Raw genomic sequence first — 25,526 nt, 5'->3', positions numbered from 1 at the left:
CGGATGGGGTTCCTCAGGAGCCCTTGCCGCCGCACTTGCCTGTGGCGACATTGAAATTGCCGCAGGAGAGAGGCTTGCGCCAATCGGAAATCAGGTCCTTTGAGTCCGGCAGGTAGTCGGACCATTCGTCGCCGACGACGGCGGGCGTCTGCTGGACGATTTCGAACTGACCGTCGGCCTGGATTTCGCCGATCAGCACCGGCTTGGTGATGTGGTGGTTCGGCATGACGGTGGCATAGCCGCCGGAGAGGTTCGGAACGGTGACGCCGATAATATTGTCGAGAACGGCATCGGTATTGGTGGTGCCGGCGGCCTGAACGGCCTTCACCCAGGCGTTGAAGCCGATATACGCGGCTTCCATCGGGTCGTTGGTCACGCGCTTGTCGTTCTTGGTGAACGCATGCCATTCCTTGATGAACTTCTTGTTGGCTGGGCTTTCCACGGACTCGAAGTAGTTCCATGCGGCCAGATGGCCGACGAGCGGCTTCGTGTCGAGACCGGCAAGCTCTTCTTCGCCGACCGAGAAGGCGACAACCGGAATATCGGTTGCCTTGATGCCCTGGTTGCCGAGTTCCTTGTAGAACGGCACGTTGGCATCGCCATTGATCGTGGAGACGACGGCGGTCTTCTTGCCGGCAGAACCGAACTCCTTGATCTTGGCGACTTCGGTCTGCCAGTCGGAGAAGCCGAACGGCGTGTAGTTGACGAGAATGTCTTCCTTCGGGATGCCCTTGGATTCGAGATAGGCTGCCAGAATCTTGTTGGTTGTACGCGGATAGACGTAATCGGTGCCTTCGAGCACGAAGCGCTTCACGCCCTCGGTCTTCATCAGGTAGTCGACCGCCGGGATAGCCTGCTGGTTCGGAGCAGCACCTGTGTAGAAGATGTTGCGCGAGGATTCTTCGCCTTCATACTGCACGGGGTAGAAAAGCAGCGAGTTCAGCTCTTCGAAGACGGGCAGGACGGATTTGCGCGAGGACGACGTCCAGCAGCCAAAGACGGCGGCGACCTTGTCCTTTTCGATCAGCTCGCGCGCCTTTTCAGCAAAGAGCGGCCAGTCAGAAGCCGGGTCGACGACGACGGCCTCGAGTTTCTTGCCGAGAAGACCGCCCTTCTTGTTCTGCTCGTCGATGAGCATCAGCATGGCGTCTTTCAGCGTGGTTTCGGAAATCGCCATCGTGCCGGAAAGCGAATGCAGCACGCCGACCTTGATCGTATCATCGGCCGCAGCCGCACCGCCGAAGGCAGCCGACGCCGCCATGACGGCGCCGATCGCGGCACTCGTAAACGTGGATTTGAGATTCATATGGTTGATCCCCTCTCTTGTTCCGCAACAGGCCGGAAACGGAGTTAACTGTTGCCGAGGGGACTATCGGGTGCTGCAGCGCAAAAACACATACGCAAAATGACGTAGGCACAGGGGTCGAATGCGCAGGCCGGGAAAGCAAGGCATCCCCACCAAAGGGGATGCCCTGTCGGTCCGCTATTAGTCGTCGATCGTTAGGGTGACTGAGGTCGGGCCATAGGACAGCGTCGCCCTGTGGCCGGAGATGGTGAATTTGCCGAAGGTGCCGGTAATGGCGGCAGCCTTCAGGATTTCGATTTTCGTTCCTGGGGCCGGCGCAAAGCCATGGGCAAGTGCCACGTCAAGATCGCCGGCGAGCGTTGCCTTGCCTGCAACGACCAGCGTGCCGGCGCCATTCGCGCCGAGCGTCGGCTTCGCCGTCGCACTGGCGAGCTGCTGATAGTCGCCGCCCACGGCCAGGGGCTTGTCGGCCGACACGATGAGCGAACCGCCATTGACCGTGAGCCCGCCGGCGCCGAGGGCCGAGGGAGAGCCGGCTATCAGCACGCCCTCGTCCAGCACGGTGCCGCCAGCATAGCTGTTGGCGCCGGAAAGACCGAGAATGCCGCTGCCGCGCTTCACCAGCTTGCCCTTGCCGCCGATGTCGTTGCGCCAGGTGTCGATCGCATTGAAGCCACCCTTTGCCGCATCCATCGTGACGGTCACATCCTGGCCGAAAGCGCCATAGCCATCAGCGGCAGCAAACAGATTAAGGCGGCCGTAGCCTTCCGCGTCGTCGAGAAGCGGATAGCCCGAGGCGATTTCCGTTGTGCCAAGCACCTGGCGGCGCTGCTCGCCGTCGAGATAGGGCAGACGGGTTTCCAGAAGCGCTTCGGCGCCCTGCGGTACGCGAGCCGGCTGATCGGTCTCGTGGATCGTCGGCAGGCCATAGCTCAGGCGCTGCAGAACGTAAGCGCGATTGGCATCATGATCGGCGAAACGGTCCGCCGAAAGCGGCGCCGCATGGGCGGCGACTTCGAGCGCACCCGCATCCGTAACACCCGACTTGCCGATCAGCCATGATTGCGCCTGGGCGTAAGCGTCGCGCTTCAGCGCTGCATTGTCGGATTTGTTCAGGTTATAGACGACCGTGGCGGTGCCGAGCATGCGGCCGCCCATCACGTCGAGGGGGGAGTGCATGCCGGCAAGGATGCGGTCTTCACCCATTTCGCTGGCGCGCGCGATCATTTCCTGGAATCGCTGCGGCACCAGATAGGCCATGGCGAGCGCATCCCGCCAGCCTTCCGCCGTATGTCCGCTGGGGAAGCCACCGTCCTCGACCGGCTTGCTGCTTTTGGCGGGCTCGAGCGTCGGGACGACCGAGACATTCGGGCTCCAGCGATAGGGACGGGCATATTTGAAATAGCGCTTGGCGGGCTCCGTCGAGCCATCGCCGCTTGCGGCGTTGATGAAGTCGATGGCGAGGCCCATGTCCGGATTGGCATCGGTCTTGTTTTCCGTGTCCGCTTTGCTGCCGGCACCGCGATTGTTACCCTTGTCGTCATATTTGACCGTCGTCGCGTCGGCCGCCACCTCAGTGATCGTGGTGATCTGCTTGGAACCGGCCTTCCAGGCATCCGTCAGCGGACCGAGGCCATCGACGATGCTGGCATTCTTGCCGCGCCGGTCGTCGAGATAGGCGGCAACCGCCTGCTCGGCCGTCCGCGCCTTCGTCACTTTGACGACATAGGCGATATTCGCATCATGGACTGGCTTATTGACGATCTGGCCGTCGGTTTTGCTGAAGGGGATGCCATCCCAATCCGTCTTGGCGACTGCAGGGCAATTGTCCTTGGCCGCGGCTTCCACAGCGGCATCGACGAAAGGCGTGCGTGGGGTCCAGATTTCGAGGAAGCCGGAGAGAAGATGGACGGCAGCATTGGTGTCCACCGTCGAGAAGCAGGCGTCCCCGCGCTTATTGGTGTTTCCTGTTTCAGCATAAGGCGCTTTCGCGGCCGTCTGCTCGGCGGCGGCAAGCGATGGCGCGATCGAAAGGAGGCAGACAAGAGCGGTGCTCAGGCGGCAAAGTTTTGAAACAGACATGAGTGTACCCGAAATGGTTGAACGAACGGCAGGAGGGTTAGAGCGCTTATGTGACAGCGCCGCTTCAAAAATATTACTGTTCTGCGAATCCGCCAGTGCTCGCCTCTTGCCTTTCCTGTTCATCCCGCCAAAACTGCGGTGGAAACATGAGCCCAACGAGAGTGCCGGAAAGAAGGCATGACAGCGCGCCAACGCATCATTCCGGTGAGACGCGAATATAATCGCTGGGTCGCCAATCAGACGCTGGAAGATTACGCGCTGCGGTTCACCGCAAAGAGCGCCCGCCATTTTTCCTCCGAACGCATTTCGCAGACGGCGATCGGCGCGATTTCTTTCCTGGCGCTCGAAGCGATCGGCGCCGCGATCACCCTCTCCTACGGCACCACCAATGCCTTCTACGCCATCATCGTCGCCTCGATCGCCATGCTGGCGATCGGTCTGCCGATCAGCCGATACGCCATCCGTCACGGCGTCGACATCGATCTTCTGACGCGCGGCGCCGGCTTCGGCTATATCGGCTCAACCATCACCTCGCTGATCTATGCGGGCTTCACCTTCATGCTGTTCGCGATCGAGGCCTCGATCATGTCCGGGGCGCTCGAGCTCACCCTCGGCATTCCGCTTTGGATCGGCTATATCATCAGCGCCGTCATGGTGATCCCGCTGGTGACACACGGCGTGCGGCTGATCAGCAAGTTCCAGCTGATGACCCAGCCTTTCTGGATCGTGCTGAACATCCTGCCCTTCATCTTCATCGCCCTCATGGACTGGGGAAAGTTCGACCTGTGGCGTGCCTTCGCCGGCATCCGCCATGCCTCCGGTCCTCCCGGCACCGTCGCACGCTTCGATCTGGTTGAGTTCGGTGCCGCCTCCGCCGTCATCCTGGCGCTGATGTCGCAGATCGGCGAACAGGCCGATTTCCTGCGCTTTCTGCCGCCGGTCTCGCAGCGCAAGTGGCGCCATCGCCTCGCCGTCTTCCTCGCCGGTCCCGGTTGGGTCATCATCGGCGCACCGAAGCTGCTTGCCGGCTCGTTCCTCGTCGTGCTGACCCTCGCCTCGGGCGTGCCTCTCGACCGTGCCGCCGATCCGGCGCAGATGTACCTGACCGCCTTCGGTTACATGGTGCCCTGGCATAACGCCGCACTGCTGCTGATGGCCGCCTTCGTCGTCGTTTCGCAGCTCAAGATCAACGTGATGAACGCCTATGCCGGCTCGCTGGCCTGGTCGAATTTCTTCTCACGGCTGACCCACAGCCATCCCGGCCGCGTCATCTGGCTTGTCTTCAATGTCGCAATCGCCCTGCTCCTGATGGAGCTCGGTATCTACCGGCTGCTGGAAGAGACGCTCGGCATCTTCTCGATCATCGCCATGGCCTGGCTCTGCACGATCTCGGCCGATCTCTTCATTAACAAGCCGCTGGGACTTGCCCCTCCCGGCATCGAGTTCAAGCGGGCCCATCTCTACGACATCAACCCGGTCGGCCTCGGCGCCATGACGCTGTCGGCGACGATATCGCTGGTCGCCCATTTCGGCACCTTCGGCGAGACAGCCGCTTCGCTCGCCCCCTATATTACCCTCGTCATAGCCCTCATCGCCACGCCTGCGCTCGCCTGGGCGACAAAGGGAAAATTCTACCTCGCCCGCAAGCCTCGCCAGAGCTGGAAGAACCAGACGAACATCACCTGTTCCGTCTGCGAGCACCCATTCGAGCCGGAGGATATGGCCTGGTGCCCGGCCTACGCCGCACCGATCTGCTCGCTCTGCTGTTCGCTCGACAGCCGCTGCCACGACATGTGCAAGCCGGCCGCGCATTTCAACGCCCAGGTGGGCACGGTCGCGAGGACGCTGCTGCCGGAGAGTATTCTGGGCAAGCTGACGACGCGCCTCGGCCGCTACGCCATCGCCGTAGCGCTGTCGCTGACCGCCATTGGCGCGATCCTGGCGATGATCGCCCATCAGGTTGCCTCCGCCTCGCCGGAAACGGCAGAAGTTGTCGATCGCACCATTCTGATCGTCTTCTTCGTCTTCTCGGTGATATCAGGCGTCGTCTGCTGGTTCTATGTGCTCGCCCATGACAGCCGTGTCGTCGCCGAGGAGGAATCCTCGCGCCAGAACACGCTGCTGCTCAGGGAAATCGCCGCCCACAAGAAAACCGATGCGGCCCTGCAGAACGCCAAGGAGACGGCCGAGGCTGCCAACCGCGCCAAGAGCCGCTATGTCGTCGGCCTCAGCCACGAACTGCGCACGCCGCTGAATGCCGTACTCGGCTATGCCCAGATCCTCGAACGCGACGAAACGATCCCCGCGCCGCGCCAATCCTCGATCAAGGTGATCCGCCGCAGCGCCGAACATCTCTCGGGGCTGATCGACGGCCTGCTCGATATTTCTAAGATCGAGGCCGGCCGCCTGCAGGTTTATTCCAACGAGATCAACATCCAGGACTTCCTCGACCAGATCGTCGAGCTGTTTCGGCCGCAGGCGCAGGCAAAGGGGCTCGCCTTCATCCATGATCGCTCGCCCGCCTTGCCGCAATTCGTCCGCACCGATGAAAAGCGCCTGCGCCAGATTCTCGTCAACCTGCTCTCCAATGCCATCAAATTCACCGACGAAGGCAGCGTCACCTTCGATGTCGCCTATCGCAGCCAGGTCGCGACCTTCACCGTCACCGATACCGGCCGCGGCATCGCCGAGAAGGACCTGACGCGCATCTACGAACCTTTCCAGCGGGGCGAGGCAGACAGCGTGCGGCCGATGCCGGGCCTCGGCCTCGGCCTCACCATCACCCGACTTCTGACCAACACGCTTGGTGGCGAGATTGCGGTCTCAAGCGTCAAGGACGAAGGCTCGGCATTCCGTGTGCGGTTGATGCTGTCCGCCGTCATGCGCGCCGCCGCGCCGCCGCAGGAAAAACGCATCGTCGGTTACGACGGTCCGCGCCGAACCATCGTCGTCGTCGACGACAATGAGGATCACCGCGAGATGATGCGCGAAATCCTGGCGCCGCTCGATTTCATCGTGCTGACGGCAGCAGGCGGGGCCGAATGCCTGACGCTGATCGACGGCATCCTGCCCGATCTGTTCCTCGTCGATATACTGATGCCCGGCATGAGCGGCTGGCAGCTCGTCTCGCGTCTGCGTGAGGCTGGCCAGACAGCGCCGGTTGTGATGCTTTCGGCCAATATCGGCGATGCAACGGTTCTGAGTGACAGCGACGACAGCCACAATGATGCGATCGGCAAGCCCATCGACATCCGCCGGCTGCGCGACAAGCTCGCCTTGCATCTCAGCCTGAACTGGTTCTATGCCGATGACGCCCCCGCCGCTCCTGCAAAGGCCGCAGCGCCGATGTTGGGCCCGGGTGCAGCCCATGTGCAGGAATTGCTGCGGCTCGGCGAGATCGGTTACATCAGGGGCATCGAAGCCAAGCTTTCGGACCTTGCCAGGGTGGAGGCAAATCGGCCATTCACCCAGGCTCTTCAACCCTATGTGGCCGCCTTCGATCTGGCCGGCTACATGACCTTCCTGCACGACTTCGACGAAAAGGTGGAATCCATTGGCTGAGCCGGCCCTCCCTCGCGACATCGTTCTGCTGGTCGACGACTCGCCGGAAGCGCTCGGTTTCCTCACAGACGCGCTCGAACAATCCGGCTTCTCCGTGCTGATCGCCACCTCAGGCACGGCAGCGCTTGGCATCATCGAGCGGATCACGCCCGATCTGATCCTGCTCGACGCCGTGATGCCCGCCATGGACGGCTTCGAGACCTGCCGAAGGCTGAAGGCGAATGCCACTGTAGCCCAGGTGCCGGTCGTCTTCATGACCGGCCTGACGGAGACCGAGCATGTCGTGCACGCGCTGGAATCCGGCGGCGTCGATTACCTCACCAAGCCGATCAACATCGACGAACTGCGCGCCCGCATCCGCGTCCATCTGCGCAATGCCCGCTCGGCCCAGAGCGCCCGCGTTGCGCTCGACGCCGCCGGCCGTCATCTGCTGGCGGTCAAGGGCGATGGCGCGATCCAATGGTCGACGCCGCAGGCGACCCGGTTGGTCAATGCCGCCATGGGCAGTGACGATGGCATGGAGATCGTCGTCCGCCATATCGCCGGCTGGATGCGCGACCGCACGACAGCAGGGCGCGACGGCATCATCTCAATCACCCACGCCGGCCAGCCGGCGCTGCAGCTTGCCTTCCTCGGTTCGATCGGCCCGGATGAATATCTCTTCCGCCTCACCGCCGCCAGCCAGCGTAGCGACGACGAGATGCTGCGCCAGCGTTTTGCGCTCACCCAACGAGAATCCGAAGTGCTGCTCTGGATCGCCAAGGGCAAGGCCAACCGTGACATCGGCGAAATACTGGGTTTGTCGGCGCGCACAGTGAACAAGCACCTCGAACAGATCTACGTGAAACTCGGCGTCGAAAACCGGGCGTCGGCGGCCGTGAAGGCGACGCATGTTCTGCATGAAATATGAGGGATATTGAAACGGGGCGCCACCGGCACGATGTCGGCTGCAAGCTTTCGAATAACCCCGGTCCGGCACGCCCCTCGCCTCGATAAGGCGCACCATGATTGAGATGTCCCGAAAATGAAAGAAGCCCGGTCGGAACCGGGCTTCGATCAGATCATGTTATCGACATGCAAGCGAAGCTTACATGCCCTGCGGCACATAGGTGTACTTGCCGTCCGCGCCCTTCTTCCATTCGTACATGATGTAGCCAGGAATCTTCGGGTCGCCCTTTTCGTCGAACGAAATGTCGCCCAGAACCGTCGGGAACGGACCCTTTTCCTTCATGGCTGTGGCAACCGCTTCAGGATCCACCGAACCGGCAGCCTTGGCGGCACCTACAATCGCCTGCATCGCGGCGTAGGAGTAGAGCGTATAGGCTTCCGGGTTGAAACCGGCGGCCTTGAACTTTTCGACGAGCTCCTTGTTCGCCGGGTTCAGCGTCGGATCGGGGCCGAAGGTGTTCAGGGTACCGGCGACAGCGTCACCGGCGATCGAGGCCAGTTCGTTCGAAACGATACCGTCACCAGAAACCAGCGTGGCCTTCAGGCCCTGGTCTGCGGCCTGACGGATGATGAGACCGGCTTCGGTGTGCAGACCGCCCCAATAGATGATCGAGACGCCAGCTTCCTTCATCTTGGCAATGAGGGCCGAGAAGTCCTTGTCGCCGACGTTGATGCCTTCGTACATGACTTCCGTCAGGCCGGCGGCATTCATCGCCTTCTTGGTTTCGTCTGCAAGACCCTGACCGTAGGGGGTCTTGTCGTGAACGACGGCGATCTTGGCGTCCTTGAAGTGGTCGGCGAGATACTTGCCGGCGATGGCGCCCTGCTGGTCGTCACGGCCGCAGGTGCGGAACGTGTTCCAGAGGCCCCGTTCCGTGAACTTCGGGTTCGTGGCGGCCGGGGTGATTTCGAGGATGCCGTTTTCGGCATAGACTTCCGAAGCCGGGATCGAAACGCCCGAGTTGAAGTGGCCGATGACGAACTTGACGCCGTCGGCTACGAATTTATTGGCGACAGAAATGCCCTGCTTCGGGTCGGAAACGTCGTCGCCGAGTTCGATCTTGATCTGCTCGCCATTGATGCCGCCAGCAGCGTTGATATCGGCGGCTGCCTGCTCGGCACCCTTCTGAAGCTGAGCGCCGAAAGCGGCGTTCGGGCCGGTCAGCGGACCAGCGACAGCGATGAGGACGTCGGCCCAAGCGTTGCCGCTGAAGGCGACCATCGCCGTCAGAGCCACTGCCGACAGAAGAGACTTCTTCATATTGTTACTCCCAATTTTTGGGCGGGTTCCGGTCCAAGGCCCGGCGCATTACCCACCATTGACTGCGCCAGGAAAGCTGTTCCACTCTGAAGGCAATTCATGCCTAGTTTCAACGGACTGTCAATGTTTGTCCTTCCACGAAAACGCGGAAGTTTTTTCGTACAGCCAGTAATAGTTGTTGACCATCTGATTGGTACGGCGAAAGCGGAAGCCGGCCGTCGAGAAGACCAGCAAGGTCACGAAGTCGATGCCGTAATAGAAGGCGCTGAGCATCGGCCCATTGAACAGGGCGTGGTGTAGAAACTGCATCGCCCAGGCAAGGAGGAAGGTATAGACCACGGCGAGCGGATAATTGTTCCAGCCGTCCGCAACCGCCTTGCCGGCTCGCCAGGCCGTCCAGAAACCAATCAGTACAACGAGGGCGCGAATGACAACCCGGACGCCGTCATCGCTTTCGAAGAAAAGTCCCTGCATATCAAACTCCTCCTTCGACCTAATGTCTTCCGCCTTCGAGATAGGCGGCGCGGACTTCCGGATTGGCGAGCAGTTCCTTGCCGGAGCCGCTCATCGTTACCTTGCCGTTCACCATCACATAAGCGCGGTGCGAGAGTCTCAGCGCCGCGAATGCGTTCTGCTCGACGAGGAACACCGTGAGGCCTTCCTGCTCATTGAGCTTCCGGATTGCTTCGAAAATCCCCTTGACGATCAGCGGGGCCAGGCCGAGCGAAGGTTCGTCGAGCAGCAGCAGCTTCGGGCGCGCCATCAGCGCGCGGCCGATCGACAGCATCTGTTGCTCGCCGCCCGAAAGCGTGCCGCCGCGCTGGGCATGACGTTCCTTGAGACGCGGGAAGAGCGTGAAGATCTTCTCGACGTCCTCGGCGAAATATTTGAGATTGTCGAGACCTGCGCCCATCTGGAGGTTTTCCATGACCGTCATGCGCGGGAAGATGCGACGCCCTTCCGGCGACTGCGCGATGCGCAGGCGTGCGATTTCATGGGTCGGCATACGGGTGATCTCGCGACCCTCGAAGACGACCGAGCCCTTACGGGCCTGGGGGCTGCCGCAGATCGTCATCATCAGCGTCGACTTGCCGGCGCCATTGGCGCCGATCAGACTGACGATCTCGCCCTTGTTGACCTCGACATCGATGCCGGCCAGCGCGCGGATATTGCCGTAGTAGGTTTGGACGCCGTTCACCTGAAGGAGCGGTTGACCCATCATGACTGCATCGCCCATCAGTTTGCGCCTCCTTCGAGCTGCTCGACGGTTGCGATCACCTCTTCCACTTCTTCATCCTCGACGCCGAGATAGGCCGCAATGACCTTCGGATCGTGCTTCACGTGATCCGGCGTGCCATCGGAAATCTTCTGACCATATTCGAGGACGACGACGTGATCGGAGATTTCCATAACCACAGACATGTCATGCTCGATAAGGAGAATGGAGGTTCCGGTATCGGCGCGAATACCCTGCAAAAGCTCGTTCAGCTTAGCAGATTCGCGCGGGTTGAGGCCTGCGGCCGGTTCGTCCAGGCAAAGCAATTCGGGGCCTGTGCACATTGCACGCGCGATCTCGAGACGGCGCTGGGCGCCATAAGGCAGATCGCCTGCCGGATCGTCGGCACGATCGATCAGGTCGGCCTTTTCAAGCCAATGACGCGCCAACTCGACGGCTGCTGCGGCTTCTCGCCTATAAGGGCCGATGCCGATGAGACCGAGAATGGTATAACCCGACGCCTGCATCAGCTTGTTGTGCTGGGCGACGAGCAGGTTTTCAAGAACGGTCAGGCCGGAAAACAGCCGGATGTTCTGGAAGGTGCGCGCCACCTTGGCTTCCTTGGTGATGCGAAAGTCCGGGAGACGCTCCAGCAGGTACTGCTTGCCGCTTCTCTGATTAAGCGTGATCATCCCCATCGTCGGCTTGTAGAAGCCGGTGATGCAGTTGAAGACGGTGGTCTTGCCGGCGCCGTTCGGACCGATCAACGCGGTGATGTCGCCGCGCTTGGCCTCGAAGGAGAAGTCGTTGATGGCCATCAGGCCGCCGAACTTCATCGACAGGTGCTCGACCTTGAGAAGCGTGTCGCTCGACATCGTATTGGTGACGGGGCTCATCAACCGTGGCCCTCCTTGGTGAAGCTTCCGGATACGGCCTTGCGTGTCTTGAGGAAGGCGGTTGGTTCACGCGATCCGACGAAACCGCGCGGTTTGAACAGCATGACGACCACCATGGCGAGACCGAAGAGCAGCATGCGGTAGAGTTCCGGCGTGAAGTCGGGCCCGAAGACTGCTTTCAGGAAATCCATTTCGCGCAACGCTTCGGTACCGCCCACCATGACGATCGCGGCGATCGCAATGCCGGTCAGTGAACCCATGCCGCCGAGAACGACGATGGCGAGAACGACGGCCGATTCCAGGAAGATGAAGGATTCGGGCGAGACGAAGCCCTGGCGAGCGGCGAAGAACGAGCCCGCGAAGCCACCGAACATGGCTCCCGTCGCGAACGCCGTCAGCTTGGTCGTCACCGTGTTGATGCCGAGCGAACGGCAAGCGATCTCGTCTTCACGCAGTGCTTCCCAGGCACGCCCGATCGGCATGCGCCGCAGGCGGATGGTGACGTAGGCCGTCAGCATGCACAGCGCCAGGATCAGGTAGAAGAGGAAAATCTTGTAGTAGGCGGAAGACATCGGCAGGTGAAAGAGCTTGGCAAAGCCGCCGGCCGTCGCATCGAAGGGAATGCCGAAGAGCGTCGCCTTCGGAATGCTTGAGATGCCGAAGGTTCCTCTGGTCACGTCGGTCCAGTTGATCAGGACGAGGCGGATGATCTCACCGAAGGCTAGCGTGACGATGGCGAGATAGTCGCCGCGCAGACGCAGCACCGGGAAGCCGAGAATGACGCCCCAGAGCGCTGCGAGGATACCGGAAAGCGGCAACAGCACCCAGAAGGACAGGCCGAAATAGCTGGACAGCAGGGCGTAGGAATAGGCGCCAACCGCATAGAAGGCGACATAGCCGAGATCAAGAAGGCCCGCGAGGCCGACGACAATGTTCAGCCCCCAAGCGAGCATCACGTAGATCAGGATCTGGATGCCGAAATTGTCGACCCATTTCAGCGAGCCCTGAGCGCCGACGAGCGCCACGATCACCATGGGATAAAGCAGCAGCGCAATCAACGCGATCTTCAGGAAATGCCGATGGAAGAAGCTCTTTTCAGTCGAGATGTCGAGATCGCCTTCCCGCGCCTTGCGGAGTTTTCGGCGGTCGATATTCGGCTTGATGAAAACGACCATCGCGAAACGACCGATCGCGGCAATAGCGACAAAGATCGCCAGCAGTCCCCAGCGCTGGACGATGATCAGCTCGTTGTTGATGTTCTGATCGGTTTTCAGGCCGACATAGAGAACGAACATGCCGAGGGAGAGAACGGCGGCGAAAAGGGCTTCGATAAGACCTTTGCGGACAAGTCCGGCATCGGGCTTGCCTGCAGAATTCTCGATGTTTGCCATGACGTTATACCTTCTCGACTTCCGGCCGTCCGAGGATGCCCGTCGGCTTGAAGATCAGCACGAAAGCGAGGATGGCGAAGGTCGCCACATCCTTATACGCGATGGTGAAATAGGCTGACCACAGCGACTCGATCAGGCCGATCATCAGCCCGCCGAGGACGGCGCCCGGCAACGAGCCGATGCCGCCGAGAACGGCTGCGGTAAATGCCTTCACACCCGGCGTGAAACCATCGGCGAACGAAGCGACGCCATAATACATCAGATACATCGTCCCGGCGACGGCGGCCAGCGCCGCCCCCATGACGAAAGTGATCGAGATCGTCTGGTCGACATTGACCCCGAGCAGCGCCGCCATCTTGCGATCCTGCTCCGTGGCGCGCTGCGCGCGGCCAAGCGCAGTATGATTGACGATATACCAGAAGACCGTCAGCAGCACCGCCGTGATCAGGATGATGATGATCTGCTTCAGCGACACCGAGATGTTGCCGAACTGGTAAACCGAGCTCACCATCGGCGGGATCGGCTTGTTGCGCGGCCCCTGCGTCACCTGGATGAAGTTCGACAGCACGATCGACATGCCGATCGCCGTGATCAACGGCGCAAGGCGGAAGGACCCGCGCAGCGGACGGTAGGCAACACGCTCGATCGTCCAATTCCACAAACTCGTCATCAGCATCGCGACGACAAGCATCGCCAGCAGCAAAATTGCCACCGGGAGACCCGCGAAGATGGATGTGAGGACGAGAAAGACGATAAGAGCGGCGAAACCACCGAGCATGAAGATGTCGCCATGGGCGAAATTGATCATGCCGATAATGCCATAAACCATCGTATAGCCGATAGCCACGAGGCCATAGATGGATCCGAGCGTCAGCCCATTGAAGAGCTGCTGGACGAAATACTCCATATGTCGTTTTCCCCTGGATGCGAGCCGAAGATGCTGCATCTCTTTTTGGTTATTCGGTTCCCCGTTTAAGGAACCTCATAGGCCGCATCCATAGCGGTTTCGTTGAAAATGTGAAGACAAAAAGGATTTTCTCCAGCAGAATCTTGTTCGAACAGGCCTAAATGGCGCATTTTGAACCAAAATCCACAGAAAATCGGCAAAGACCGACCCATTTTTAGCCAAAACCTTTTGCCGGCTTAACCATCCGGCAAGCGCGCCTTCGATTTGCTGCGTCGCTTCCCGCGTAAGCTATTCCACAAGGCTGGAAGAAAGCGCGATTTCAACCCTTGAGCCCGTAGTTTTTGCGAATGGTATTTCACAGGTAAATGCCGCCATCCTCGCCTGACAGCTGCGGAAACTTATGGTAGTATCTTCAATCTGCGTTATCGGGGGTGCGGGGCGCGGCGAGAACCACCATATCGATATCTGGTGCGACAGGGATGGTTGACGACGGGCGACAGCGAGCGCTCGCCGCGCGGCGAACGGCAAAAGGACAATGCTGAGGACATTTGAAAAGGCGGCGCTCGAAGCCGGTAAGGCCATCATCGCGGTTTTGCGCGAAGGCTTTCCCATTGCCATGAAGGCGGACGCAAGCCCGGTTACGGTTGCCGACGAGGAGGCCGAACGCATCATCCTCGCCCATCTGTCCAGGGATTATCCTGATATACCCGTCGTGGCGGAAGAGTCGGTTGCTGCCGGAAACGTGCCCGACATCAGCGGCCGAAGCTTCTTCCTGGTCGACCCTCTCGACGGCACCCGTGAATTCGTCGACGGACGGCAGGAATTCACCGTCAACATCGCCTATATCGAGAACGGCGCCCCCGTCGCCGGCATCGTCTACGCGCCGGCCCTCGGGCTCGCCTTCTCGGGGGAGCGCGGCCGTGCCGAAAGGCTTGAGGTCACCGAGGACTTCACCATCGGGGCACGCACAGCAATTGCCGTGCGCGAGCAGCTGGACGATCGGCTTGCACTTGCAAGCCTTCGTCACAACAGCCCGGAGACGGGAACCTTCCTCGCCGATCACGCGATCTCCAAATGCACCAATATCGGCTCCTCGCTGAAATTCTGCCTGCTGGCCGAAGGCAAGGCCGACGTCTATCCACGCTTCACCCGCACGATGGAATGGGACACCGCGGCCGGCGACGCAGTGCTGCGCGCCGCCGGAGGATCGACGGTGACGCTCGACGGGGCGCTGCTGACCTATGGCAAGACGGGGACGGCGGCCGATTTCGACTTTGCCAATCCGAACTTCATCTCCTGGGGCGGCAGGAAACGCGTCCTCGAACCGGCGTGACCATCCGCGGGCATTCGCAAATGCCGTGATGGCGCGACCCGCTCATTATGATGTTCTGCGCCTGCCGCGGCATTCCTGCCGCGCCCGAGGCGCACAGCAGATCCTCACAGAAACCGGAAGAGGTCGCGTGATTCCGGGCTGGGCACAACTCTCCATCCCTCGCAGTTTTGAACGCTGCCGATTCGGCCTTGATTTTGTCATATTCTGACACAGTTTGAGGACGGCCGAACATATCCGGCAAAAAAATTCAGTTCGGAATTCGTTAAAAACGCCGTCTGCCAACCGCCGGTCGCGTGTCGAAACAACACGAGGATAGCCCCATGGAAGCCCTCGCCAAAGGTCTAAAAACCTTGATGAAATTGCAACTATTAACGAAATATCATGAGCTTGCCTCAACTTATCGCAAGTGCGAAAGATTTATTGCGATGCGATATTTCTCTGGACACCATTACACAATTGTCGCATTTTTCCGTTTTAGTAGGGTTACCAACACCTGAGTGCAGCCCTGGTCACAGGGCAAACCATTGATCGCCTATTGCCGCCGCGCCCCTCGAAGACAACAGAGTACGATCGTTGAGCATCACGGAATTAAACAACACCATTTCGACTGATTCCTTCCGCCCGAGCCGCCGCCAGCAGCCGAGCCTGAAGATTCAGACCCCCGTCATCCATAGCGGTGCCTCCCAAGCGCCGTGGGTGGATCTCGCCCTGAAGCGGGCGTTCGACATAGTTTCATCGTTGAGCGCCCTCCTCGTCCTCGCCCCCTTCCTTCTTCTCGTCGCCCTGCTGATCAAGCTCGACAGCCCAGGACCGGTGCTGTTCAAGCAGACCCGTTGGGGTAAGAACTGCAAGGCCATCAAGGTCTACAAGTTCCGTTCCATGCGCACCGATCTTTGCGATGTCTCGGGCGTTGCCCAGACGGTGAAGAACGACCCGCGCATCACCCGCATCGGCGCTATTCTGCGCCGCACTAACATCGACGAGCTGCCACAGCTGTTGAACGTGCTGTTGGGCGACATGTCGGTCGTCGGTCCCCGCTGCCATGCAATCGGCATGCGCGCCGGCGGCGTGCTCTATGAAGAGCTCGTGCCGGAATATCACCAGCGCCACGCGATGCGCCCCGGCATGACCGGTCTCGCCCAGATGCGTGGCCTGCGCGGTCCGACCGATCGTCCCGCCAAGGCGCGCGCCCGCATCGCTTGTGATCTTTATTATGTCGGCAATTTCTCGATCTTGATGGACATGCGCATCATCTTCGGGACCGTCGTATCAGAAGTGACCGGCGGAAAAGGCTTTTAAGAGCGGTTCAGCTTCCACCGAAGCGCAGAACCGCTCTAACCTTTTGTATTTATGCAATTCCCGGCAAAGGCGCTTGGCGCTTTTCCTGGAATTGCTCTAGAAAGGACCGGCTGCCTCAGGGCGGCCGGTGCCGTTCTGGCGACCCTGCGTGCGGTTGACCGTATATGGCTTGGACATCGCGCTCTTCAGATAACCATCGACCGCATGCGACGAGAGATCGAGAATAATCGCGATCTTGCGTTTCGCCGACAACGCAGCTCTTCGATCTGCCGCCGGCTAGACGTTTCCGGCGAGCCATCTTCGGGATTGCTGTTGCGTGAGAGCCGCTCCAGAAGCTCCCGCAGCCACAGCGCATTGCCATAGAATGCTCCCATGCCGAATGGCTGCCCGAGTAGCGAAAATGTATTGTTTCAGGTCAACGTCGTGCAATGTGAAGGCAAAGCCGTTCTTCAGGCCGGGCACCTGGAAGAGCCTGTCGAGGCGGCAATTTTCCTGATCGGCCGCACCGTCCGCAATCGATCCCTCCTCGCAGAAGATCGGCGGAACAGTCCGCGTCATCGCCGTCACCGGTGCCATAGAAGAGATCGACGTGCTCGTGAGTGCCGGCAGGTTTGCCTGGCTCGTTCACTGGCCGCTCCGGGCATCTAAATTTGTTATCAAAGTCTTACGTTGGGCTTAGGCAATTTTTAAATGTGGCAGGCTAGAGTGGCGCTCGTGGTCTTGCGTTGTGTAGAGAGTCCAATGACCGAAATGATACGTCCCCGAGTGAAATATGTCATCGGCCCCGATGGCAGCCCCCTGACCATCGCGGATCTTCCGCCGCCCAATACGCGGCGCTGGGTCATCCGCCGCAAGGCAGAGGTTGTCGCGGCTGTTCGCGGTGGCCTGTTGAGCTTGGAAGAGGCCTGCGAGCGTTACACGCTCACGGTCGAAGAATTCCTTTCCTGGCAGTCGTCGATCAACAGCCACGGCCTCGCCGGCCTGCGCACCACGCGCATCCAGCAATATCGCCACTGATCACACGCCATCGTCGACATTTATTTCGGGCCGGACGCATCTCCCATCAGGGAATGAAGAAGGCCCGAAATTATTGACGAGGCGGCGTAGCACCAGAGGCCGGGCTGCGTGAAGGCATCCGCCAACCCCGTTGTCTTCGCCGCAGCAATGACGATCGCGACCAGCAGCACGTCCATCATTGACCACTTGGACAGATGCGGCACGACGCGACGATAGAACAGGCTCCCGGCCTCGCTGCCGGCAGCCGTCGCTTCCGCCGCAATCCCGATCATCTTCAGAAACGGAAGCACGATCGAGACCAGCGCGACGATCGCCGCCAGCAGCCCATCTCCGCCTTGCCAGAGCGAGACGACGATGTCGATGAGCGACGGGGTCTGATCGAAGAAATACAGCGTCTCGAAACGGACCAGCGGCAAGATCAGGCCGAGCGCCAGGAGGAACGGCGCTGCCACGAAAAGAGCGGGGCGGACGATCGAAAGCGCGCTCATTGCCCCAAACCTCGCGCCGATCCGACATTTTTCATGAACACTGCGTCTCCCCGAGGAACTGTTCCGCCGGCTTGGCACGACCGCGCCACCGTGTCACCGTCGGCTGCGATAAATATCTGTGTACGAGGAAAGACAATGGATATTCGAAATGAGGAAGGCGCATCCGGCGGCCGTTATGCCGTGGACGTCGAGGGGCACGAGGCGGAGATGACCTATTCGCGCACCTCGCCGAAGCTCATCATCATCGATCACACGGCGGTTCCTGATGCCCTGCGCGGCAAGGGTGTCGGCCAGGCATTGGCACTGCGCGCGGTGGAAGCGGCTCGCGCTGGCGGTTGGAAGATCATTCCGCTCTGCCCGTTCTTCAAGGCGCAGGCGCAACGTCATCCAGAATGGCAGGATGTCGTGAACTGATTCGCGACGCCTGAAGCGGTCGCCGCGTGGAGCGATGGCGTGCGGACGCAAACGGCGGGAAACACCAAAAGCCATGTATGACGGACGGCACGCCCATCATACATGGCTTCTCTGTGGCAATTCCCGGGGCGCCGACGCCGGCGCCCGCATTTTCTCTCAGGCCCTGGCGGCGCGGGCGCCGCTGTCACGTTCCTCCAGCGCCGTCGCCCTTGCATATTCCGCCTGCATTTCCTCAAGCGCCAGTTCCAGCGCCTCTTCCTGCATCTTCAGTTCCTTGATCGAAACCTGCAGGTTGTCGGCCCGCTGACGCGCGGCCTTGGCGAAGGTCGGATAAGCAAAGTGATTCGGGTCGGATATACCGGACTTCTTTTCCTCGACGACGATCTGGCTCTCCAGATCCTTCGTCATCCGTTCGAATTCGGACATCATCATCTGCAATTGCTGCAATTGACGTCGTTTTTCGTTCACCTGAAACTCTTTCAGGCGAACGAGACTTTCTCGCGACTTCATACGCATTACTCCCGTGATGCGAGACCCCGGCTCAACTTGAAACCGCCCTGCGCGCCGCTTTGACACGGTTTGCTAAAAAATTTCCTGCGATATTAACAAAAACCTACCGCTGGTAACCTTTCGTTTACGGGCATCGTTAATGATAGACCCGATGATTTAAGGGTCGGTAAATGCCACGGCATGAAGTTCGAACCTTTTCATTGGCGAGTCGGATGAATCACTTAGCGCTGTTTCCTAATCTTAATGTTGAGGAACGCTTTTTGAGATTCCTATTGGAAAACAGAGAAATGGAAAAATTATTTAATAAATTCGATACTCCTTGCCAGAGTGAATTAGAATTTGTTAACCATTTCGTGGCAGCTTCCAAATCACGTAGCTTGTTCGGGTAGCGTGTAGGGGGCCAGGCCACCTTTCGGCGGCGGTAAAGGGGATAATTATGCGGGTACTTCTCATCGAAGATGACAGCGCTACGGCGCAGAGCATCGAATTGATGCTCAAATCAGAGAGTTTTAATGTTTACACCACCGATCTCGGTGAAGAAGGCGTCGATCTGGGCAAGCTGTATGATTACGACATCATCCTTCTCGATCTGAACCTGCCCGACATGTCCGGATATGAAGTGCTCCGCACTCTCCGGCTGTCCAAGGTCAAGACACCGATCCTCATTCTGTCGGGCATGGCAGGCATCGAGGATAAGGTTCGCGGCCTCGGCTTCGGCGCCGACGACTACATGACCAAGCCGTTCCACAAGGATGAACTGGTCGCCCGCATTCACGCTATCGTTCGCCGCTCCAAGGGCCACGCCCAGTCAGTCATCATGACCGGCGAGTTGATCGTCAATCTCGATGCCAAGACCGTCGAAGTCGGCGGCCAGCGCGTCCACCTGACGGGCAAGGAATACCAGATGCTGGAGCTGCTTTCGCTCCGCAAGGGCACCACCCTTACCAAGGAAATGTTCCTGAACCACCTTTACGGCGGCATGGACGAGCCGGAACTGAAGATCATCGACGTCTTCATCTGCAAGCTGCGCAAGAAGCTGGCCAACGCCGCCGGCGGCGCCAACTACATCGAAACCGTCTGGGGCCGTGGTTACGTTCTTCGCGAGCCGGATGGCACCGAATATGCGGAAACCGCTTGATCTTCCGATCCCCCTTATCGGATGACGAAATCCCGCCCTTTCGGCGGGATTTTTCGTTTGTACTGCCGGCGCTTGCCGCCGTTAAAGGGATCCCGGCTGATCTGGCCGAACAGGTTGATATCCCGGTCAGGGAAAAGCGCAGCGTTAGCCGGGGCCGGCGGCGCTTTTTCGGCACTATGCTCAGGGACGGCCGATGCGGCCGGGAAGTAAGCTGCCGTCAGGCAGCAATCGCGCGATTTCCGAAAACGGCGGTTAGGATCTTACGATCAAACGGCTTCAGCAGGAAATCGGTGGCGCCGGCTCGTTTACCTGCCATCAGCTTCTTCAGATCCGCCTCGATGACGCAGTAATAGATCTTGACCTCTTTGCCGCCGTCCATGGCGCGGATGGCCGCGATGAGGTCGAGCGCCCCTTCCATGCCGGAATCGACGATCAGGTATTCCGGCAACTCTGTCTGGCAGTGCTGCAGCGCCTCGGCGGCACTGGAGGCCTCGCTGACGAGAAAGTCGAGTTCGGAGAGAATGCGCTTGCCGACCTTGCGGACAATGTCCGAATTATCGGTGATCATGAACCTTTGCATGACTGCTCCTTTCCCCGCATTCGTCGCAACGAGGGGTCTTCCACAACCTAAGAGAATAGGTCCATCAGGCTAAGGAATCGTTACCAGACGGGCGTGAGCATGCTGCTGCACGCCGAAAATCAGACCGCAGCAACCGTTGCCGTGAACACCAGTTCGTCCGGGCTTGCGCTGTGGTCGAGCGTCATTCCGCACTCCTCGGCCAGAAGCACGGCGTAGTACGGCTGGATCGAATGGGCGTCGATCGCTTCCTCGATCGTGCCCGTCGATATCTCGACGAATTTCGGCGGCAGACGCATCAGCTTGCCTTTCGCCGTGAGCGTGAACTTGGCGTCGAATTCGGGATTTTCGAGCGTTACCTCGAGCACGCCGCCGCGCGGAATCGCCGAATAGGCGACGAGGAAGAGGTTGAGCAGCAGCTTGACGCGGTTCTTGGCCACGATGGCGCGCGGTCCGTTCCAGATCACCTCGGTCTTCTTCTCGGCGATCGCAAAATCCTTGGCGGCCCTCTCGGCCTCGCCGGTATCGATCGAGGCGCCAACTGAACCCGATGCACCGAAGGCGAGGCGCGCGAATTTCAGACGGACGGAAGCGTTGAGCGCACTGGTGCGGATCAGATCCATTGCGTCGGAATCAGCACCGCCTTCATCCAGAAGTTCCAGACCGTTGTTGATCGCGCCAACGGGCGAGATGACATCGTGGCAAACGCGGCTGCAGAGAAGCGCGGCCAAATCCGGGCCGGACAGGGTGAGGTTCGGGTTCTTGGACATCATCGTCTCCTGAAGGGCAGCAATCTCATCGCGCCCGCAATATGCTTCATCAAAATTGCGCGAAGTTTGCGATCGTATTCAGTGCCATAATGACACCATATTTGGTAAACCGATTGTTAAGATCATCGGCGCAAAATGCAGCAATCGACGCGAGCGGGTGCCCGCTCCAGCCAAACGACGAACGGATGACATCATGCGCCTTCGATTTCCGCACCGATTCATTGGCTTCTGCAGGCTGATTTCGGCCCTCGTCTTCTCCTCGCTGATGATTGCCGGACCGGCCGCCGCCCAGAACAACGGTCAGTATACGATGCAGGAGATCATCGATGCCGGCCACTCCTTCTTCGGCTCTGCCAGCGGCGGCCTTGCCAAGGTGGTCGAGAGCGCCTTCCAGAAATACGGTCTGCCGAACGGTTATATTCTCGGGCAGGAAGGCGGCGGCGCCTTCATCGCCGGCCTCACCTACGGCGAAGGCCAACTCAACACCAAGAACGCCGGCGAGCATCCGCTCTACTGGCAGGGCCCGTCTCTCGGCATCGATTACGGCGGCCAGGGTTCGCGCGTCATGATGCTGGTCTACGACCTGCCCTCCATCGACGGCATCTATGCCCGCTTCGGCGGCGTCAGCGGCTCGGCCTATGTGATCGCCGGCTTCGGCATGACGGTACTGAAAAACAACGACGTGCTGGTTGTGCCGATCCGCACCGGCGTCGGCGCCCGCCTCGGGGTCAATGTCGGCTATCTCAAGATCACCCAGGCGCCGACCTGGAACCCCTTCTGAGGCCTTAAAGCGGCATGAATCGGCGGCCGCCGGCATCGGCGGCCTTGCCATGCGTGCCATGCCTGCTTAATCATCGCGGCTGACCCCGCATCAACTGTCGAATCGATGGCCGCGCCGTGATCGAATACGCTCTCTTGTTCGGATTGGGCTTCCTGACCGCGGCCTTCCTCGTCTTTTTGGTCTCGCCGGCCGTTCATCGCCGCATTGTCTGGTATACCGAAAACCGTCTCAAGGCGACGATGCCGCTGAGCCCGCAGGAGGTTCGCGCCCAGAAGGATATGGTGCGCGCGCTTCATGCCGCCGAAAATGCCCGCACCACCCAGGACCTTTTGCGTGAGCGCGAGAAATCTCTGTCGCTCCAGTTACGCCACGATGCGCTCGCCGTCGATGCCGGCAGACTCGCCGCCGAGATCGGCGAATTGCAGGCCCAGATCGGCGAGATGCATGTCGAGGCGGCCGAGCAGCGCTCGCGCCTGCGCAAGGATGAGAATTATATCAGCCAGTTGAAGACCAATCTGCATATTGCCGAACAATCCGCCGCCAACAAGGAGAGCGAACTGACGGCAATGCGGACGCGGCTGAGCAAACTCAGCGAGCAGGCCGACGGGTTGAGAATCGATCTCGCCGCGCGTGAGACCGAAGCGGAAAGCCTGAAATTCCGCGCCAACGCGCTGCGCGACGAACGCGACACATTGCGCCAGGACGTCAACCTGCTGCAGAAGCGGGCTAGGGATGCCGAACAGAAACTGACGCAGCAGCAGCATATGGTGATCCGCCTGGAGGACAAGGCTGCGCGCGAAAGCGCTTCCGCCGCCGAGAAGGAAACGCAGCTCGCTCGCCGTCAGCAGGAGGTCGCCAAGTTGAAGGAGCAGTTGAAAGCCGCCAATGCCGAGATCCGCAAGATCAACCGGGTGCTGCGCGACGCTGGCCTGGCCAAGATAGCGGCGGAACTACCGGCGGAACTGACGGCCGAAGACACGGCCGCGTCCGTGCTCGACACCGCCGCTGTGACGGCTGAGATAGGCGAGGATGTCCGCAAGCGCAGCGCCGCCCTTGCCGAACGCCTGCAGAAGGCAAAGTCCGTCACTGGACGCGATGGCGCGATCCGCGAAGAGATTGCCTCGATCGCCGCCAATATGGTGGCGCTGACCGCACTCAACGAAGGCCCTTCCTCACCGATCCACGCGCTGCTGCCGGACGCCGGCAACAAGAACCCAAGCGATCGCGTCAGCCTTGCCGACAGGGCGGCCGCCATCATCGCCAATCCGGGGCATTAAAGCTCATATCCGTCCCATGGCGGAGGCCATAGAAAACAATGCGATCCCCGTCGCAGTCGCCGCGTTGAGACTGTCGAGCTCGTCCGATTGTGGGATGCGGGCGCTCTGAAAGCGCGCCAGCAGTGCCTCCGGCAAGCCCTCCCCCTCCGTGCCGATGACGAGCGCCATGCGTGCCGCAGCCGGAATGGCGCGGATGTCGGTCTTCCCGTGCGGCGAAAGCGTCCAGATGGTAAAGCCACGTTGGGCAAGCGCCAGAAGCAGGTCCAGCGCCTTGCCGCCGCGCCGGTGCGGAACGCTCAGCACCGAGCCGACCGATACACGCAATGCCTTGCGATAGAGCGGATCGCAGCAGGTTTCGTCGAGCAGCACGGCATCCGCCCGGAAGGCTGCAGCATTGCGAAACATCGAGCCGGCATTGTCGTGGTTGGAAATGCCGCAGCCGACCAGCGCCAGCGCCCGTTCCGGCAATGCGTCGAGGAGTGCTGCCTCGCCGCGGTCCTCTCGCTTGCCGAGGGCGAGAATGCCGCGATGCAAATGAAAGCCGACGACACCATCGAGCACTTCAGCTTCGGCGACATAAACCGGCACACTAGCCGGAAACCGTTCCAGGATGGATTGCACGCCGTCGACGCGATTGCGCAGCAGCAGGATTTTCTCGGCCGAGAAGCCGCGACGTGCCGCATGCGCCTCGGCGAGCATGCGCAGCACGACAGTGCCTTCGGCGATAAATCGGTTTTCCCGGCCCGTCAGGTCACGCTCTCTTATATCGCGAAACTCAGCGATGCGCGGATCGTTGGCGCTGTCGATGACGATCGGGGCGGCCATCCCGTCTCAATTCCCCGCGACGGTGACGTCGGCGACCGTGCGGCCGGTCCTCAGATCGAATACCAGCGCCTTCCTCGTGCCTTCAACCGTTTCTCCATAGAACAGGATCTGTCCCGTCGAAAACGAAGTGGACTGCACCTTGAACCCGAGCGGCAGGGAAAGGGTTGCCGCAAGCGGTGCATCCGAAGGCACACCGGAGGCTGCGGCAGTGGACGCGGTCTCCTTGGGCTCGCGCATCGTCTTGTAGACAACAGCGCCGAAGACCGCCATAAGGCTGACGAACATGATGGCGCCGGAAACAATCTGCAGTCGGACCATCTTGCGCCGGACACTTTCCATCGCCGGATCAAGGGGCTTCTCTTCCTGGTCGTCTGGCTCGATTGCTGTCATCTGTGCGTTCCGTTCTAAAAATACGTCGGAGAAGAAGCGTCTTGAGCGACCCCTTTAAACAAGCAGCCGGCATTAGAAAAGTCCTGACCGCCGATGAAACCGCCGAAGGCCGGCTCGACGCATGGCTGACCGCGCAGGTCGGTGAGGATTTTTCCCGCAGCCGCATCAAGGCGCTGATCAAGGAGGGGCTGGTTTCTTTGCGAGGCGAGCAGGTTACCGATCCGCAGCGCAAGGTGCGCGTCGGCGACAGCTTCGAAATCACCCTGCCCGAGCCTGAAGACCCGACCCCAAAGGGCGAAGATATTCCGCTCGACATCCTTTATGAGGACGATGACCTTATCGTCATATCGAAACCGGCGGGTCTGGTCGTCCATCCCGGCTCCGGCAACTGGACAGGAACGTTGGTCAACGCGCTGATCCATCATTGCGGCGATACGCTTTCCGGCATCGGCGGCGTGCGCCGTCCCGGCATTGTCCATCGTCTCGACAAGGATACGACAGGAGTCATGGTCGTCGCCAAGAACGACGTCGCCCATCGCCACCTCTCGCTTCAATTTGCCGACCACGGCCGCACCATGCCGCTGGAGCGGGCCTACCGGGCAGTCGTCTGGGGCCGTCCCCGCAGTCTGTCGGGAACAATCGATGCACCTCTCGGCCGCGCCACCGGTGACCGCACCCGCCGGGCCGTCAAGCGCCCCGACAGCCAGGATGCCGATGCGGCAATCACCCACTACGAAGTGATCGAGCGCTTCCAGGAGAACCCTGACGCGACCGCGCTCGCCTCGCTGGTCGAGTGCCACTTGGAAACCGGCCGCACCCATCAGATCCGCGTGCACATGGCCCATATCGGTCATCCGCTCGTTGGTGACACCGTTTATGGCGCCGGCTTCAGGACCAAGGCCAATCTTCTGCCCGAAGAGATCCGCAAGATCGTCAATGATTTCGGCCGTCAGGCACTGCATGCCTTCATGCTCCAGTTCGAGCATCCCCGCACCGGCGAACTCATGCATTTCGAAGTACCGCTGCCGGCCGACATGGTGAAACTGGTCGCGGCATTGCGGCAATAAAGACGGCTTCGGGACACCACGCCCGCCGCCTCACACCTGCGTGAGCGGCACCTTGAACCGCCGTTTCGCCAT

26 protein-coding genes are annotated in these 25,526 nt (G+C 60.3%); 11 read left to right on the top strand and 15 right to left on the bottom strand.

Translation table 11 applies throughout. The features are described from left to right. Nucleotides 1-13: 13 nt before the first annotated feature. The gene (gene urtA / locus B5E41_RS08920; RefSeq protein ID WP_088392854.1) at nucleotides 14-1,306 is read right to left on the bottom strand and encodes an urea ABC transporter substrate-binding protein; all 1,293 of its coding nucleotides are present in this window, start codon (nucleotides 1,304-1,306) and stop codon (nucleotides 14-16) included. 180 nt (nucleotides 1,307-1,486) lie between these two features. Then, complete coding sequence (locus B5E41_RS08915; protein WP_088392852.1) at nucleotides 1,487-3,388, bottom strand: acid phosphatase; 1,902 nt, start codon at nucleotides 3,386-3,388, stop codon at nucleotides 1,487-1,489. A 177-nt stretch (nucleotides 3,389-3,565) separates the two neighbouring features. Between B5E41_RS08915 and B5E41_RS08910 the strand changes: the two genes are divergently transcribed. Then, complete coding sequence (locus tag B5E41_RS08910; RefSeq protein WP_088392850.1) at nucleotides 3,566-6,949, top strand: hybrid sensor histidine kinase/response regulator; 3,384 nt, start codon at nucleotides 3,566-3,568, stop codon at nucleotides 6,947-6,949. Next, complete coding sequence (locus B5E41_RS08905) at nucleotides 6,942-7,859, top strand: response regulator transcription factor (protein ID WP_088392848.1); 918 nt, start codon at nucleotides 6,942-6,944, stop codon at nucleotides 7,857-7,859. The genes B5E41_RS08910 and B5E41_RS08905 overlap by 8 nt, the downstream gene beginning before the upstream one ends. Before the next feature lie 177 nt (nucleotides 7,860-8,036). On the opposite strand, the gene B5E41_RS08900 is transcribed toward B5E41_RS08905, so the two are convergent. From B5E41_RS08900 to B5E41_RS08875, 6 genes are all read right to left on the bottom strand, one after another. After that, nucleotides 8,037-9,158, bottom strand: a complete 1,122-nt coding sequence (locus B5E41_RS08900; RefSeq protein ID WP_088392846.1) for a branched-chain amino acid ABC transporter substrate-binding protein — start codon at nucleotides 9,156-9,158, stop codon at nucleotides 8,037-8,039. 120 nt (nucleotides 9,159-9,278) lie between these two features. Then, nucleotides 9,279-9,632 (bottom strand): DUF6867 family protein, encoded by a 354-nt coding sequence (locus tag B5E41_RS08895; RefSeq protein ID WP_011426555.1) that lies wholly within the window; start codon nucleotides 9,630-9,632, stop codon nucleotides 9,279-9,281. Between the two features lie 19 nt (nucleotides 9,633-9,651). Continuing rightward, complete coding sequence (locus B5E41_RS08890; RefSeq protein ID WP_176439361.1) at nucleotides 9,652-10,395, bottom strand: ABC transporter ATP-binding protein; 744 nt, start codon at nucleotides 10,393-10,395, stop codon at nucleotides 9,652-9,654. After that, the gene (locus B5E41_RS08885) at nucleotides 10,395-11,270 is read right to left on the bottom strand and encodes an ABC transporter ATP-binding protein (RefSeq protein WP_088392844.1); all 876 of its coding nucleotides are present in this window, start codon (nucleotides 11,268-11,270) and stop codon (nucleotides 10,395-10,397) included. Before B5E41_RS08885 ends, B5E41_RS08890 begins: the two co-directional genes overlap by 1 nt. After that, nucleotides 11,270-12,661 (bottom strand): high-affinity branched-chain amino acid ABC transporter permease LivM, encoded by a 1,392-nt coding sequence (livM, locus tag B5E41_RS08880; protein ID WP_088392842.1) that lies wholly within the window; start codon nucleotides 12,659-12,661, stop codon nucleotides 11,270-11,272. Before livM ends, B5E41_RS08885 begins: the two co-directional genes overlap by 1 nt. A gap of 4 nt (nucleotides 12,662-12,665) precedes the next feature. Beyond that, nucleotides 12,666-13,568 (bottom strand): branched-chain amino acid ABC transporter permease, encoded by a 903-nt coding sequence (locus tag B5E41_RS08875; protein ID WP_064811172.1) that lies wholly within the window; start codon nucleotides 13,566-13,568, stop codon nucleotides 12,666-12,668. Between the two features lie 535 nt (nucleotides 13,569-14,103). Here B5E41_RS08875 and cysQ point away from each other — a divergent pair. The 3 genes from cysQ to B5E41_RS08860 all read left to right on the top strand — a co-directional run bounded on the left by cysQ (nucleotide 14,104) and on the right by B5E41_RS08860 (nucleotide 16,200). Continuing rightward, nucleotides 14,104-14,901 carry a 3'(2'),5'-bisphosphate nucleotidase CysQ gene (gene cysQ, locus B5E41_RS08865; RefSeq protein ID WP_088392840.1) on the top strand — a complete coding sequence of 266 codons (798 nt, stop codon included), beginning with the start codon at nucleotides 14,104-14,106 and terminating at the stop codon, nucleotides 14,899-14,901. Nucleotides 14,902-15,221: 320 nt separating this feature from the next. Beyond that, a complete protein-coding gene (locus tag B5E41_RS31630; protein ID WP_176439360.1) occupies nucleotides 15,222-15,398 on the top strand; it encodes a hypothetical protein in 177 nt (58 codons plus the stop codon). 76 nt (nucleotides 15,399-15,474) lie between these two features. Further along, a complete protein-coding gene (locus tag B5E41_RS08860) occupies nucleotides 15,475-16,200 on the top strand; it encodes a sugar transferase (protein WP_088392838.1) in 726 nt (241 codons plus the stop codon). A 96-nt stretch (nucleotides 16,201-16,296) separates the two neighbouring features. On the opposite strand, the gene B5E41_RS31220 is transcribed toward B5E41_RS08860, so the two are convergent. Beyond that, a complete protein-coding gene (locus B5E41_RS31220; protein WP_141098752.1) occupies nucleotides 16,297-16,452 on the bottom strand; it encodes a helix-turn-helix transcriptional regulator in 156 nt (51 codons plus the stop codon). Between the two features lie 489 nt (nucleotides 16,453-16,941). Here B5E41_RS31220 and sciP point away from each other — a divergent pair, with 489 nt between their 5' ends. Then, entirely contained in the window at nucleotides 16,942-17,217 is a 276-nt protein-coding gene (sciP, locus tag B5E41_RS08850; protein ID WP_007533628.1) for a CtrA inhibitor SciP, read from the top strand. 20 nt (nucleotides 17,218-17,237) lie between these two features. Here sciP and B5E41_RS08845 read toward each other — a convergent pair whose 3' ends face one another. Further along, a complete protein-coding gene (locus tag B5E41_RS08845) occupies nucleotides 17,238-17,705 on the bottom strand; it encodes a paraquat-inducible protein A (protein ID WP_088392834.1) in 468 nt (155 codons plus the stop codon). 135 nt (nucleotides 17,706-17,840) lie between these two features. Here B5E41_RS08845 and B5E41_RS08840 point away from each other — a divergent pair, with 135 nt between their 5' ends. Beyond that, complete coding sequence (locus tag B5E41_RS08840) at nucleotides 17,841-18,119, top strand: GNAT family N-acetyltransferase (protein ID WP_088392832.1); 279 nt, start codon at nucleotides 17,841-17,843, stop codon at nucleotides 18,117-18,119. A 156-nt stretch (nucleotides 18,120-18,275) separates the two neighbouring features. On the opposite strand, the gene B5E41_RS08835 is transcribed toward B5E41_RS08840, so the two are convergent. Next, the gene (locus B5E41_RS08835; RefSeq protein ID WP_011426566.1) at nucleotides 18,276-18,629 is read right to left on the bottom strand and encodes a hypothetical protein; all 354 of its coding nucleotides are present in this window, start codon (nucleotides 18,627-18,629) and stop codon (nucleotides 18,276-18,278) included. 436 nt (nucleotides 18,630-19,065) lie between these two features. Here B5E41_RS08835 and ctrA point away from each other — a divergent pair, with 436 nt between their 5' ends. Then, nucleotides 19,066-19,767: a response regulator transcription factor CtrA gene (gene ctrA, locus B5E41_RS08830; protein ID WP_007533606.1), complete on the top strand. Its 702-nt coding sequence runs from the start codon at nucleotides 19,066-19,068 to the stop codon at nucleotides 19,765-19,767. A gap of 217 nt (nucleotides 19,768-19,984) precedes the next feature. Here ctrA and B5E41_RS08825 read toward each other — a convergent pair whose 3' ends face one another. Then, complete coding sequence (locus tag B5E41_RS08825) at nucleotides 19,985-20,347, bottom strand: response regulator (protein ID WP_088392830.1); 363 nt, start codon at nucleotides 20,345-20,347, stop codon at nucleotides 19,985-19,987. A gap of 119 nt (nucleotides 20,348-20,466) precedes the next feature. Then, nucleotides 20,467-21,114, bottom strand: a complete 648-nt coding sequence (chpT, locus tag B5E41_RS08820) for a histidine phosphotransferase ChpT (protein ID WP_011426568.1) — start codon at nucleotides 21,112-21,114, stop codon at nucleotides 20,467-20,469. Nucleotides 21,115-21,307: 193 nt separating this feature from the next. On the opposite strand from chpT, the gene B5E41_RS08815 reads away from it, so the two are divergent. Next, the gene (locus B5E41_RS08815; protein ID WP_088392828.1) at nucleotides 21,308-21,895 is read left to right on the top strand and encodes a DUF1134 domain-containing protein; all 588 of its coding nucleotides are present in this window, start codon (nucleotides 21,308-21,310) and stop codon (nucleotides 21,893-21,895) included. A 116-nt stretch (nucleotides 21,896-22,011) separates the two neighbouring features. Then, a complete protein-coding gene (locus tag B5E41_RS08810; RefSeq protein WP_088392826.1) occupies nucleotides 22,012-23,172 on the top strand; it encodes a coiled-coil domain-containing protein in 1,161 nt (386 codons plus the stop codon). A gap of 3 nt (nucleotides 23,173-23,175) precedes the next feature. On the opposite strand, the gene B5E41_RS08805 is transcribed toward B5E41_RS08810, so the two are convergent. Next, entirely contained in the window at nucleotides 23,176-23,997 is an 822-nt protein-coding gene (locus B5E41_RS08805; protein ID WP_088392824.1) for a TrmH family RNA methyltransferase, read from the bottom strand. 6 nt (nucleotides 23,998-24,003) lie between these two features. Further along, entirely contained in the window at nucleotides 24,004-24,387 is a 384-nt protein-coding gene (locus B5E41_RS08800) for a hypothetical protein (RefSeq protein WP_088392822.1), read from the bottom strand. 41 nt (nucleotides 24,388-24,428) lie between these two features. Between B5E41_RS08800 and B5E41_RS08795 the strand changes: the two genes are divergently transcribed. Continuing rightward, nucleotides 24,429-25,454, top strand: coding sequence for an RluA family pseudouridine synthase (locus tag B5E41_RS08795; RefSeq protein WP_088392820.1), 1,026 nt, complete (start codon nucleotides 24,429-24,431; stop codon nucleotides 25,452-25,454). The last annotated feature ends 72 nt before the right edge of the window (nucleotides 25,455-25,526 follow it).

This window comes from Rhizobium esperanzae (assembly GCF_002204185.1).
GTDB classification, from domain to species: Bacteria; Pseudomonadota; Alphaproteobacteria; order Rhizobiales; family Rhizobiaceae; genus Rhizobium; species Rhizobium esperanzae.
This window is presented reverse-complemented; position numbering and strand designations above follow the sequence as displayed.